The organism is Brachybacterium sp. FME24 (genome assembly GCF_014897705.1).
Classification (GTDB): Bacteria; Actinomycetota; Actinomycetes; order Actinomycetales; family Dermabacteraceae; genus Brachybacterium.
Genome location: NZ_JABUXV010000009.1, coordinates 194728 through 207033, shown reverse-complemented (window position 1 = coordinate 207033; position 12306 = coordinate 194728). Strand labels below are relative to the sequence as shown.

Below are 12306 nucleotides of genomic sequence, written 5' to 3'. Positions count from 1 at the left end.
GATGTCCGAGGTCACGACGCGAATGGACGAAAGAATGGACGAGCCGACTGGCTCAGCCGAAAGACAGCGGCAGCATCTGGCCGCGCACCCCGAGGGCATCGAGCTGGGCCCGCTCGTCGGGGGTGGCGCGCCGTCGTCCGGTCGCGACGCGGAGCGCATCGGCATCCGTCCAGCTCGCGGGCAGCTCGACCCGCAGGCGGCGCTCGACCATCACACGAGCCACCGCCAGGCTCTCCGGGTGCGGCGCACCGCCGGGTGGATCGTCCTTGCCCACCGGAGTTCTCCCGACGGCCGCAGGGCCGGATTCCATCGCGGGGAGGTGCGCGATCAGGTCCAGGTGGTGCAGCGCCCCCTCCAGGACGTACGCGCCGAGGTAGTCCCGCACGGTGAGGGTCATCCCCTGGGTCACCACCGGCAGCTCGGGATGGGCGAGCAGCGCGGCCCGGCCGGCGGCGCCGCCGAGATCCTCGAGGTGCGCACGCAACAGAGCCGGGCCCTTGTAGGCCGCTGCCAGGCGCACGGTGAGCGCATCGCCGGGGTCCGTGCCGTCCGGCGGGATCTGCGAGGGCGTCCAGTAGCTGAGGACGTCGTGGGTGGGGGCGGTGTCCGCCGGAGTGGAGAGCGTGATCAGCAAATCCTGCGCATCGATGATCAGGTGGGAGACGAGATCCTGCACCCGCCATCCGCGACAGCCGGAGGGCTCGCCGAAGGCCTCGTCCGGGAGGGCGGCGACCGTGCCGCACAGAGCCGACCAGGTCAGGGCGAACATGTCCATGTCACAACGGTAGCAAGCAGCCCCCTCCCACCGACCTATGCGACTTAGGGCCGAACAGCGCCCGGACTCGTGGACGCAGCCGTCGAGTCACCACGAGTGGTGGGGTTGCTTACCGCTACGGCGTTCCGAGCCGCGCACCACCAGCGGAGAACATCCACGTCGGACCACGACCCATCAGCGGCTATGGACCGGCTGACCAGGTGCCGCCGCCGATGGATCGTCACGCTCAAACCCTGGGTACCGATGTTTCGAGGAACAGTCAACCACCACCGGACCACAGTGCCCCGTCTGCTCTTGTGCAGTGAAGACCTACTGCGAAGCGTCCCCATTGCAGTAAGGACGATCTGAGAACCGTGAGAAGCAACCCACACAACAAGCACGGCGACGCCTCCCACCCCCAACTCCAAGCTCCATTTGACGGTCACGACCAGCCCCATGCAGAGAACTAGAAATATCGCAGTTACGGCACTAGAGACGAAAACAGAGCCGCGGCCCGCACCCACCAATCCGCGCTTCTCGACGCCACGCGACTTCCCCATGAGGAGCAAAGCGGAAAGAATTACAGCGACGATCCCCAAAACGACCAACAACCCAAAGCCAATCAGAACTCTCTTCGTCGGCACATCCAGAAATGCGAGAATCAACCAGGGTAGTGCGATAACGAGTTCTGCAACCAATACCTTCCCGACGTATTTCGCCATACTCCGTGTACTCCGCACCAGTCCGGGTGCTGCAACACCGACCAGGGCTATAAACCTGATCCCGTACAGTCGAAATGGGCCGATCGCAGCTGCGCCGAGGATCCGGAGCACGGCCAATGCTAGAAGAGCGAGCCATAGGAGCCCCACCACACCCCACGACACCCATTGCGCGAAGCTCTGCGGCCAGGCACCCAAGAGCGCCTCGAGAAGTACGGCGGTGAAGCTGAGCGCCAGACTGGCACTCAACCCCACCGAATACCCCACCGTCAAGAATCGCATGAAGCCCACTTCGATGGTCGCGGACGACGCAATCCCCGAGATCAAGGCAGTCAGCACGACAAACACCGTTACGACGAAACCGATGCGCCAAACCAGATTTCCGCCACCCGCGAAACATGAAGACACTATGATGGCGCCGAGAATAGCCGCCACCAACAAGCGATACCGCCGGATACGTAACGGCCTACTCTCTGCCTTGCGCAAAGCAAAACCGAGACGGTTCTGCACTTTGCGGTCATGACCCTTCGGTCGAATCTGATGCGGCGACCTCCAAGGAGCCAACAGTCGCGCACACTCGACGAGGAGAAATCCGCTCATCAACCCCGAAAGAACCGACACTGCAAGAGGCCCGGATTGCTCCTCCGGCATTGGCTCGAGCGCTACAATCACCGAGCCGACCAGCAGAAGATGTGCACATAACAGCGCCGCAAAAGTCACAAGGAAGACGCCGACCGAACCGCTCATCGCATGTTGCGCGTCGTAGACTTGACGTCTACTTGGAGGCTCTTTCACCTGGATCCGCTCGCGCGCCTTCTCGAAACGCGAATGTGCCGCGTTCAAAGCAACAGTCGCCGCGATGCCTATCGTGGCAAGAACGGCAAGCGGATCGAACGGGGTGTATCCGGGGCCGGTCGGTGCCCCGATAGACCGTAGTGCGTCGACGAGGCGACTACCCCCGCTGATGTACTGCTCGGTACCGCCCCCGGCGTCCCTCGGCCCCAGCAACAGCGGGATGGGTAGCATTGCGAACACCACCCCAACTTCGATGGACACGAGCCCGGACCACCACGACCTCCTCGCGGCTCGCAACTCCTCATTGAACGCCTCATCGCTCGTCGCTGGCTCATTGTCCGTGGCGGGCGTTCTCAGGATGCTCATCTCACTCCCCTTTGCATTCTGATGTCGAGCTCCCTGCCGCGCCTCACCTCGACTGACCCAAGCCCCTGGCAACTCACGGCACTCCCCCGTCACCATAAGCGTGGTGCAGGACACTTAAGGGCAGTACCCGATCTGATCGTGTGCGCCACTCCGCGACGACGCGGTCCTCCGTCGCAGTGCCGCACCCGGTCCGCCAGGGCAATCTGCAGTCCGCCCTCGACCCGCCGGAAAGGCATCCCCTATGCTCCACGTCGCCGTCATCGGCACCGGTTCCATCTCCGATGTCCACCTGCGTGCCTATCTGGACGCTGCGGACGAGGTCCGCGTGGTGGCGCTGGCCGACGTCACCGTCGAGAAGGCGAACGCCAAGCGCGAGGAGTTCGGTCTCCGCGAGGCCCGCACCTACGCCGACGTCGGCGAACTGCTCGCGGCGGAGGACCTCGACCTGGTCTCCGTCACGACGCCGCCTTCGGCCCATCGCCCCGTCGCGGTGCAGGCTCTCGAGGCCGGCGTGCACGTCATCGTCGAGAAGCCGATGGCGCCCTCGCTCGAGGACTGCGACGCGATGCTCGAGGCGCAGCGCCGCAGCAGGAAGCTCCTGTCCGTGATCGCCCAGAACCGCTTCCGCGACGAGATGATGCAGCTGAAGGCCGTGCTGGACTCGGGGAAGCTCGGATCGATCTCCCACACCCGCATCGCCTCCGAGTGGTGGCGCGGCCGGTCCTACTACGACCTGTGGTGGCGCGGCACCTGGGCCTCCGAGGGCGGTGGCTGCACGCTGAACCACGCCATCCACCACATCGACCTGGCGCTGTGGCTGCTCGGTGCGCCGAGTGCGGTCGCGGCGATGATGACCAACGCCCAGCACGACAATGCCGAGGTCGAGGACCTGTCGGTCGCGATCCTGCAGTACGAGCGGGGCCTGGCCGAGCTGACCAGCTCCGTCGTCCACCACGGGCAGCGCCAGGAGATCGTGATCCAGGGCGAGAGAGCGCGCGTGTCCCAGCCGTGGGACGTGACTGCCGAGACTGCGCTGCCCAACGGCTTCCCCGCTCAGGGCGGTGATCCCGACGTGGTCGCGGACCTCGAGGAGGTCGCCGCGGGCCTCGCACCGCTGACTCACACCGGGCACGCCGCGCAGCTGCGCGATGTGATCGCCGCGATCGGCGAGGGCCGGCCGCCCCTGATCGACGGGAACGACGGCCGACGGGCGATCGAGCTGGTCACCGCGATCTATCAGGCCACCATCGAACGGCGCACGATCGACCTTCCCCTCCCGCCCGATGATCCGTACTACCGTGCGGGAACCCTCGTTCAGCGCGCGCCCCACTTCTTCGAGAAGACTGCCTCGGTGGGCGCCCTGGACGGCGACATCTCGGTGGGCGGCACGGACGCACCCGCCGGCGTGGGGCCCGCAGGCGCCTGAACGCATCTGCCCCGAGTCCACCTGCCCCGCACCCGCTTGACCGCACCACGACCACGCCTGATCACCCCGTTGAAAGGACCCCCATGGCCGCCTCCGAAGGAGCCAACTACGCCCCCGCCCCGATGCCACAGCCGGTCGTCGAGCCCGGAGAGTTCGTCTTCGCCGTCATGCATCTGGATCACGGCCACATCGGCGGCATGACGCAGGGCCTCGTCGACGCCGGCGGCACCCCGAAGTGGGTCTACGACACCCAGCCCGAGCGCGCGGCCGCCTTCGTCGAGAAGTTCCCCGAGGTGAAGATCGCCGCCAGCGAGGAGGAGATCTTCGCCGACGACGAGGTGCTGCTGGTCGCCGCCGCGGCGGTTCCCGCCGACCGCGCCCCGCTGGGCATCCGCGTGATGGAGGCCGGCAAGGACTATTTCACCGACAAGACCCCGTTGACCAGCCTCGAGCAGCTGGCCGAGGCCCGCGCGGCCGTCGAGCGCACCGGGAAGAAGTACGCCGTGTACTACTCGGAGCGGATCCACGTCGAGGCCGCGGTGCTCGCCGGGCAGTACATCGAGCGCGGCGCGATCGGTGAGGTCATCCAGGTCATGGGCATGGGCCCGCACCGGCTGGGCGACCCCGCCTCCCGCCCCGACTGGTTCTACGACAAGGCACGGTACGGCGGCATCCTCACCGATATCGGCAGCCACAACTTCGAGCAGATGCTCACCTTCACGGGCTCCGACGACGCCGAGATCCTCTCCAGCGCCATCGGCAACTTCGGTCACCCCGACCACCCTGGGCTCGACGACTTCGGCGATGCCCACATCGCGCTGTCCAGCGGGGCCTCCGGTTACGTGCGGGTCGACTGGTTCACCCCGTCCGGGCTGCGCACCTGGGGCGACGGACGCACCTTCATCGTCGGCACCGAGGGCTACATGGAGCTGCGCAAGTACGTCGACGTCACCACCGACAACGGCGGCGGCCAGGTGATCCTCGTCGACAGCGAGGGGGAGCACCGCATCGACGCCACCGGCAAGGTCGGCTACCCCTTCTTCGGGGAGCTCATCCTCGACGTCCTGCACCGCACCGACAACGCGATGGCCCAGGACCACGCCTTCAAGGCCGTCGAACTGGCGCTGAAGGCCCAGCAGCAGGCCCGCGTCCTGGGGGCCCCTGCGGCCTGACCCTCCTGCGGCCCTCGGGCCGACGATCTCCAGCCGGCGACCGCTGTCCACGTGGACAGCGGTCGCCGGTTCTCGTTTCCCCGGATGGTTCGCACCGGGAGCCCAGCAGAGTGACCTCGCACACAGTCGATTTATCGGTGTATTTTCAGTCAGTTTCGGGCGGACATTCACGTCTGGCCACCGCTTGACCGAACCCCGTTCCGGGGCTTACGGTGACGTGATCGACAGAAGTTTCCGAAATCTTTTCGGCGTTGGCGCCGAACTTGCGAACTGGAGCAGCAATGAAGCCTGTCACTCGCCGCGCGACCCTCGCCGGCCTCGGGATCTCCGTCCCCGCCCTCGTCACCCTCAGCGCCTGCGGCGGCGGCACGCAGCCCACCGGCAGCGGCGGCTCCCCGTCGAGCCTGTCCGTCTGGGCGCTGACCGGAGCCAAGCAGGACACCTACCAGGCCTCCTTCGATGCCTGGGACGAGGCGAACCCCGACAACCCCTTCGCCGTGGAGTTCTTCGCGAACGACTCCTACAAGGAGAAGATCCGCACCGCGGTCGGCTCCGGCAACTCCCCGACGCTGGTCTTCAACTGGGCCGGCGGCACCCTCGCCGACTACGTGGCCAACGAATCCGTGGTGGACCTGTCCGGGAAGGTCGATGAGGGACTCTCCCGCACGATCGACTCCATCGCCCAGGTCGGCCAGGTCGACGGCCAGCAGTACGCCGTCCCGAACAACGACACCCAGCCGGTGGTCCTCTACTACAGCGTCGAGCTCTTCGAGCAGCACGACCTGACTCCGCCCACCACCTGGGCCGAGCTGATGACCGCGGTGGAGACCTTCGCCGCCGCAGACATCACCCCGATCGCCCTGGCCGGCCAGAGCGTCTGGCCCGAGCTGATGTACATCCAGTACCTGACCGATCGCATCGGCGGCGAGGGCGTCTTCGAGAACATCCTGACCGGCGAGGCCGACGCCTGGTCCGACCCGGCGATCACCTCCGCCCTGGAGTCCATCGTGCAGCTCAAGGAGGCCGGCGCCTTCGGCTCGGGCTTCGGATCCGTCTCCGCGGACGCCGGCGCCGACGCCGCTCTGGTCCACACCGGCCAGGCGGCGATGCTCCTGCAGGGCAGCTGGGTGTACGGGACGTTCAAGCAGGATGCCCCCGATTTCGTCGCCGAGGGGAAGCTCGGCTTCCTCAACTTCCCGGCAGCCGACGGCGGCACCGGGGACCCGGCCAACGTCGTCGGCAACCCGGCCAACTTCTGGGCGGTCTCCGCCGACGCCTCGGACGAGGTCCAGGAGCTCGCGATCCAGTTCCTCAACGAGTTCAACCTCGACGAGGCGATGGTGGACAACTTCCTGGCCATGGGCGCGATCCCTGCCGTCGAGGGCCTGGAGGACAAGCTGCCCGATCTCGACGACGGCGACTTCCTGTCCTTCGCCTACGACATGGTGATCAACGCTCCCCACTTCCAGCTGTCCTGGGACCAGGCGCTGGAGGCCGCACCGGCCCAGGAGCTGCTCACCAACCTCTCGCAGGTCTTCCTCGGAGAGAAGGAGCCCGCGGACTTCGTGGCCGCGATGAACGCGACGCTCGGCTCATGACGGCGCCGCAGGCCCCCGCAGCATCCGCGCCCCAGGAGAACCAGGAGCCCCCCCGGGCCGCCCGCCCCACCCGTCGGCGCGGGGGCCTGCGCACCGCTCCGAGCAACTGGCTGCTCGCGCCCGCGCTGAGCTTCTTCGGAGTCTTCGCCGTGCTGCCCCTGCTGGGCGTCGTCGTGCTGTCCTTCTTCGCCTGGGACGGTCTGGGCACCCCGACGTTCGCCGGGCTGGACGCCTGGTTCACCGTCTTCCAGGACCCGGTGACCCTGAACGCGATGAAGCTGACGCTGCTCATGACGCTGCTGTGCTACGCCGTGCAGTTCCCGCTCAGCCTGCTCCTGGGCGCCTTCATGGCAGGCCATCAGCGGTACCGCGAGGTCTTCTCGGTGCTGTACTTCCTGCCGCTGCTGTTCTCGGCCGCCGCGGTCGGCATCGCCTTCAAGGCCCTGCTGGATCCGAACTTCGGGATCTCCCGCGCCTTCGGGCTCGACATCCTGAAGCAGGACTGGCTGGGCTCGTCGAACCTGGCCTTCTACACGCTGATCATGGTGATCTCGTGGTCGTTCGTGCCGTTCCACTCGCTGCTCTACCAGGCCGGCATCCGGCAGATCCCGGCCTCGATGTACGAGGCGGCCACGCTGGACGGAGCAGGCCGCGTGCGCCAGTTCTTCAGCGTCACGCTGCCGCAGCTGAAGTACACCATCGTCACGAGCTCCACCCTGATGCTGGTGGGATCGCTGACCTACTTCGATCTGATCTTCATCCTCACCGGCGGCGGGCCCGGCAATGCCACCCGGGTCCTGCCGCTGGACATGTACCTCACCGGATTCCGGTCCTACCAGATGGGTCCGGCCAGCGTGCTCGCCGTGATCCTGATCCTCGTGGGGGTGCTGATGTCGCTCGGGCTGAACAAGGTCTCGGGCTCCGACGCGATGGAAAGCCAGATGGAGGGCGCCTGAGATGAGAACCCGCAATCCGAACATTCTCGGCGGCGCACTGGGCTTCGCGTGGCTGCTGGTCATCCTGGTGCCGATCTACTACATCGTGATCACCAGCGTGCGCCCGCGCGAGGACTACTTCAGCTCCAACCCCCTGTCACTGCCCTCCGAGTTCACCCTCGAGCCGTTCTGGTTCGTGCTGCAGAACGACTTCCTGCGGTACTTCACCAACAGCGTCATCGTGACCGTGGTGACTGTCCTGGCGGTCGTGATCTCCTCACTGCTGGCCAGCTATGTCATCGTGCGCAGCCGCACGCGCCTGGCGCGCTTCAGCCAGAAGCTGTTCCTGATGGGCATCGCCATCCCGCTGCAGGCGACGATCATCCCGATCTACTACCTGATCGTGCAGCTGGGGCTGTACGACACCCTGTGGGCACTGATCCTGCCGAGCGTCGCGTTCGCCATCCCCGTCACGGTGCTGATCCTGACGAACTTCCTGCGTGATGTCCCCAAGGAGCTCTACGAGTCGATGACCGTGGACGGCGCCTCGGACTGGCGGATGTTCCGCTCGCTCGTGCTGCCCTTGGCGAAGCCGGCAGTCGTCACCGTCGGCATCTACGACGCCCTGCAGGTATGGAACGGCTTCCTGTTCCCCCTCGTCCTGACGCAGAGCTCCGAGGTCCGGGTACTGCCCCTGTCGCTGTGGGCCTACCAGGGCGAGTTCACCGTGAACATCCCGGCCGTCCTGGCCGCGGTGATGCTCTCGGCACTGCCCATCCTGGTCCTCTACATCGCGGGCCGACGCCAGCTGATCAGCGGCCTCACCGCCGGCTTCAGCAAGTAAGCCCACCCGGCACCCGGCACCCGGCACCCGGCACCCGGCACCCGGCACCCGGCACCCGGCACCCGGCACCCGGCACCCGGCACCCGGACGATTATTGCCAGGTTTCCTGCCCGAAATCGCCGATTCTGGCAGGAAACCTGGCAAAAGTCTGTCCGGCCCCGCGCCTGGGCACCGATCGGGCGGGGCGGGTGCGGGCGTGGCTCTGGCTGCATCCGGCCCGGGAGCCCGATCCTCCGCCGCGGGAGCCCGCTGGAGCACCCCCTCAGCGGGCCAGGGCGGCGTACTCCGCGCTCAGCGACATGTACTCGCTGTTCCAGACGTCCATTCCTGGGATCACTCCCCCGGTCACGGCGCCCGTGAGGCGGTCGAGATACCACTCCCAGCCTGGGCCGACGTGCTCGAGCATGTCCGCCGGCAGGTCATGGTGGCGCAGGCTGACGACGGCGCCGCCATCCCCCGAATCAGCATCAGCATCAGCGAGCGTGAGCGACAGGCGCCAGGTGTCCTCCCCCATCCCCGAGCTCACGGTGAGCAGCAGTCCCTTCTCGCAGGCGTGGATCACGTACTCGGTCGGGGCGGCTTCGCCGGGTTCGGCCAGCATCGTGACCATGACCCGTCCCGACGTCGGGTCGCCGGAGAAGGTCCCGAACCACGTCTCGAGACGATCGGAGGAGCTCAGGTGCTCCCAGATCCGATCGCGGGGCGCCAGGACCGTGCGAGTGAGGACGAGATCGCCCCGGTCGGCATCGAATTTTCCGGTGATCGGCATCTGGACTCCTGCATGGTCAGGCGCGGACGGTTCCGCGGATGCCGCCTACGGTAGACGGGAACGCCACATCTGACCCTTGGAGAATTCGAGGCACTTTTAGCACTCCGGGCACCCAGGGCTCGCAGCACACCCAGCACACCCAGGGCGCCCAGGGCTCGCAGCACACCCAGGGCACCCAGCGCACCCAGACACCCAAGACACCCAAGACACCAAGACACCGGATGCATCAGAACCACCGCAGGCATCTCGCACCGACTTGCTAAGCTGTTGCGAGTCATGAAACATCCGTTCCACATCATGGAACGACCATCTCGGGATCGCATCGTCCCCGACCGGCAACCGGCGCCGACGTGGCGGCGCTATCGGGTCATCACCAGGAGGTTCACGTGCCGTCTTCCGGCAACATCCCCGCCCTCGGCCGCGCGACCGTCGAGGGCCTCCCTCTCCTCGGCGCCTCCGCACCCCGGGACCCCGCCCGGGCCGGCATCATCCATCTGGGCCTGGGCGCCTTCCACCGCGCCCACGCCGCCGTGCACACCGCTCGCGCCCTGGCGGCCGAGGAGGGTGACTGGGGGATCCTCGGCTTCGCGAACCGCTCCCGCTCCGTGGTGGATCCGATGCGCAGGCAGGACGGCCTGTACAGCGTGCTCGAACTGTCGGACGCCGGCACCCGTGCCGACGTGGTCGACGTGCACCGCGGATTCGGCCTCATGGCCGAGGACCCGCACTCCGTGGTGCGCGAGATCGCGACCCCTCAGCGCCGCATCCTCACCCTGACCGTCTCCGAGGGCGGCTATTCGGTCTCGGCCCGCACCGGCGGCCTCGACGTCGACTCCCCCGCTCTGCGGCAGGATCTCCAGGACCCCGCGAATCCGCGCACCGTGATCGGCCTGCTCGCCCGCGGCCTCACCGAGCGGGCGAGCAGCGGCGAACCCTTCACCGTGCTGCCCTGCGACAACGTCTCCTCAGCCGGGCAGACCGCCCGCCGCATGGTCACCGAGTTCCTCGAGCACTCCGGTGCCCGTGACGACATCCTGGCCTATGTGCGCGATCAGGTCGCCTTCCCCGACGCGATGGTGGACCGCATCGTCCCGGCCACCACTGCGGGGACCACCGATCAGGTCGCCGAGCTGCTGGGCGTGCGTGATGACGCCCCGGTGCGCGCCGAGAAGTTCTCCATGTGGGTGATCGAGGACGACTTCCCGGCCGGCCGGCCCGCCTGGGACCTGGGCGGCGCGATCATGTCCGACGAGGTGGGAAAGTACGAGCAGGTCAAGCTGAGGATCCTCAACGGACCGCACTCGCTGATCGCCTACCTCGGGGCGCTCGACGGGCGCCGCACGATTCCCGAGTCCTTCGAGCAGGACTGGATCGCGGAGGCGACCCTCGGCCTCATCCGTAGCGAGAATCTGCCCACGATCGACCTCCCCTCGGGCTTCGACGTCGACGGGTACATCGCGGACCTCACGCATCGCTGGCACAACCACGACCTCGGTCACCGCACTCGGCAGGTGGGGTCCGACGGCTCGATGCGGCTCCCGCAGAGGATCCCCACCCCGGCTCTGTTCCACCTCGGCCAGGGGCGGATGCCCGCGCTGCTCGCGCTCACCGTCGCCGCCTGGTTCGCCTGCGTGGTCCCGCCGCGCGGATTCGAGCCCGGTGAGCAGGCCCGCGCGATGAGCGATCCGGCCCAGGACGACCTGGTCGCGATCGCGGAGCGCGCCACCACCCCTGCCGAGCACGCGCGCGTGCTGCTCGAGAGCGGCTGCCTGTCGGGCGAACTCGCCGAGTCGGAGGAGTTCATCTCCGCCGTCGGCGAGCTGCTGACCACGATCGTCGCGTCGGGACCGCGCGCCGCGACCGCCGCCGCCCTGTCCGCATCCTTGAAGGAGACCCGCTGATGAAAGCACTGACCATCCATGCCGCCGAGGACATCCGCTGGGAGGACGCCCCCGGCGTCGAGCCCGGGGAGGGCGAGGTGCGCCTGCGCATCTCCTACGTCGGCATCTGCGGCTCCGACCTGCACTACTACTTCCACGGCGCGAACGGCGCGTTCGTCATCACCGAGCCGCTGATCCCGGGGCATGAGCTGTCTGCCGTGGTGGACCTCGACCCCAGCGGCGAGTTCGCGCCCGGCACTCCGGTGACCGCGCATCCGGCCCGCTACGGCACCACCGCCCTCGGCATCGAGGATCGCCCGCACCTGTGGCCTGGAGGCGATTACCTGGGCAGCGCGAGCGTGACCCCGCATCGCCAGGGCGCCGCTGCGCAGTTCATGGTCATCGACCGCGCGAATCTGCGCCGACTGCCCGATTCCCTGCCGCTGCGCCGAGGGGCACTGGCCGAGCCGCTGGCCGTCGCACTGCACGCCGTGAGCATCGCCGGCGACGTGACCGGGAAGAAGTGCCTGGTCCTGGGCTCCGGGCCGATCGGGCTGCTGGCCGTCGCCGCCCTGCTGCATCGCGGAGCCGCCAGCGTCGACGTGACCGACGTGCGCCCCGAGCCGCTCGAGCGCGCGACGGCGCTGGGCGCCTCGAAGGCCATCCTGGTCACCGAGGCGAGTCCGGAGGACAACGCCTACGACGTCGTGCTCGAATGCTCCGCAGCCCCCGTCTCACTCTCCTCCGGCGTGCGCGCGGTGCGCCCCGCGGGGATCATCGTGCAGGTGGCGATCCTGCCCAACGCCGACATCCCCGTGAATCTCGCCGCGCTCGTGGCCAAAGAGGTCCAGCTGCGCGGGACCCAGCGCTTCGACACGGAGATCGACGAGGCCATCGAGCTGCTCGCGGCCGACGACCGCTTCGACGCCGTCATCACCCAGACCATCCCGGCCGCCGATGCCGTCGACGCGTTCGCGACCGCGAAGGATGCCTCTCGCTCCGCCAAGGTGCTGCTCGAGCTGTGAGCAGCGGGCGCGCCCGCCGCCCC

Annotated in this window: 10 protein-coding genes; 7 read left to right on the top strand and 3 right to left on the bottom strand. The window is 67.8% G+C overall.

Annotated features, from left to right (window positions below; genetic code table 11):
* Window positions 1–52 precede the first annotated feature (52 nt).
* Both INT51_RS12290 and INT51_RS12285 read right to left on the bottom strand, forming a co-directional pair.
* Window positions 53–775 (bottom strand): maleylpyruvate isomerase N-terminal domain-containing protein, encoded by a 723-nt coding sequence (locus INT51_RS12290; RefSeq protein WP_193105592.1) that lies wholly within the window; start codon window positions 773–775, stop codon window positions 53–55.
* 44 nt (window positions 776–819) lie between these two features.
* Window positions 820–2634, bottom strand: a complete 1815-nt coding sequence (locus INT51_RS12285) for a hypothetical protein (RefSeq protein ID WP_193105591.1) — start codon at window positions 2632–2634, stop codon at window positions 820–822.
* Between the two features lie 241 nt (window positions 2635–2875).
* Here INT51_RS12285 and INT51_RS12280 point away from each other — a divergent pair, with 241 nt between their 5' ends.
* From INT51_RS12280 to INT51_RS12260, 5 genes are all read left to right on the top strand, one after another.
* Window positions 2876–4060, top strand: coding sequence for a Gfo/Idh/MocA family protein (locus INT51_RS12280; RefSeq protein WP_193105590.1), 1185 nt, complete (start codon window positions 2876–2878; stop codon window positions 4058–4060).
* 83 nt (window positions 4061–4143) lie between these two features.
* Window positions 4144–5232: a Gfo/Idh/MocA family protein gene (locus INT51_RS12275; RefSeq protein WP_193105589.1), complete on the top strand. Its 1089-nt coding sequence runs from the start codon at window positions 4144–4146 to the stop codon at window positions 5230–5232.
* 281 nt (window positions 5233–5513) lie between these two features.
* Window positions 5514–6830, top strand: coding sequence for an extracellular solute-binding protein (locus INT51_RS12270; protein WP_193105588.1), 1317 nt, complete (start codon window positions 5514–5516; stop codon window positions 6828–6830).
* On the top strand, window positions 6827–7786 hold the full coding sequence (locus INT51_RS12265) for a carbohydrate ABC transporter permease (RefSeq protein ID WP_193105587.1): 960 nt from the start codon (window positions 6827–6829) through the stop codon (window positions 7784–7786). Before INT51_RS12270 ends, INT51_RS12265 begins: the two co-directional genes overlap by 4 nt.
* A 1-nt stretch (window position 7787) precedes the next feature.
* Window positions 7788–8609, top strand: a complete 822-nt coding sequence (locus tag INT51_RS12260) for a carbohydrate ABC transporter permease (RefSeq protein ID WP_193105586.1) — start codon at window positions 7788–7790, stop codon at window positions 8607–8609.
* A gap of 262 nt (window positions 8610–8871) precedes the next feature.
* On the opposite strand, the gene INT51_RS12255 is transcribed toward INT51_RS12260, so the two are convergent.
* Window positions 8872–9378, bottom strand: coding sequence for an SRPBCC domain-containing protein (locus tag INT51_RS12255; RefSeq protein WP_193105585.1), 507 nt, complete (start codon window positions 9376–9378; stop codon window positions 8872–8874).
* A gap of 386 nt (window positions 9379–9764) precedes the next feature.
* Here INT51_RS12255 and INT51_RS12250 point away from each other — a divergent pair, with 386 nt between their 5' ends.
* Together INT51_RS12250 and INT51_RS12245 are read left to right on the top strand one after the other, a co-directional pair.
* On the top strand, window positions 9765–11279 hold the full coding sequence (locus INT51_RS12250) for a mannitol dehydrogenase family protein (RefSeq protein WP_304502174.1): 1515 nt from the start codon (window positions 9765–9767) through the stop codon (window positions 11277–11279).
* Window positions 11279–12283 carry an L-idonate 5-dehydrogenase gene (locus tag INT51_RS12245; protein ID WP_193105584.1) on the top strand — a complete coding sequence of 335 codons (1005 nt, stop codon included), beginning with the start codon at window positions 11279–11281 and terminating at the stop codon, window positions 12281–12283. The genes INT51_RS12250 and INT51_RS12245 overlap by 1 nt, the downstream gene beginning before the upstream one ends.
* Window positions 12284–12306 lie beyond the last annotated feature (23 nt).

Excerpts from the sequence above, each read along its gene's own strand:
- INT51_RS12285 (WP_193105591.1), bottom strand. The coding sequence starts at position 2,634 with ATGAGCATCCTGAGAACGCCCGCCACGGACAATGAGCCAGCGACGAGC.
- INT51_RS12275 (WP_193105589.1), top strand. The coding sequence starts at position 4,144 with ATGGCCGCCTCCGAAGGAGCCAACTACGCCCCCGCCCCGATGCCACAG.
- INT51_RS12280 (WP_193105590.1), top strand. The coding sequence starts at position 2,876 with ATGCTCCACGTCGCCGTCATCGGCACCGGTTCCATCTCCGATGTCCAC.
- INT51_RS12265 (WP_193105587.1), top strand. The coding sequence starts at position 6,827 with ATGACGGCGCCGCAGGCCCCCGCAGCATCCGCGCCCCAGGAGAACCAG.
- INT51_RS12245 (WP_193105584.1), top strand. The coding sequence starts at position 11,279 with ATGAAAGCACTGACCATCCATGCCGCCGAGGACATCCGCTGGGAGGAC.
- INT51_RS12270 (WP_193105588.1), top strand. The coding sequence starts at position 5,514 with ATGAAGCCTGTCACTCGCCGCGCGACCCTCGCCGGCCTCGGGATCTCC.
- INT51_RS12260 (WP_193105586.1), top strand. The coding sequence starts at position 7,788 with ATGAGAACCCGCAATCCGAACATTCTCGGCGGCGCACTGGGCTTCGCG.
- INT51_RS12290 (WP_193105592.1), bottom strand. The coding sequence starts at position 775 with ATGGACATGTTCGCCCTGACCTGGTCGGCTCTGTGCGGCACGGTCGCC.
- INT51_RS12255 (WP_193105585.1), bottom strand. The coding sequence starts at position 9,378 with ATGCCGATCACCGGAAAATTCGATGCCGACCGGGGCGATCTCGTCCTC.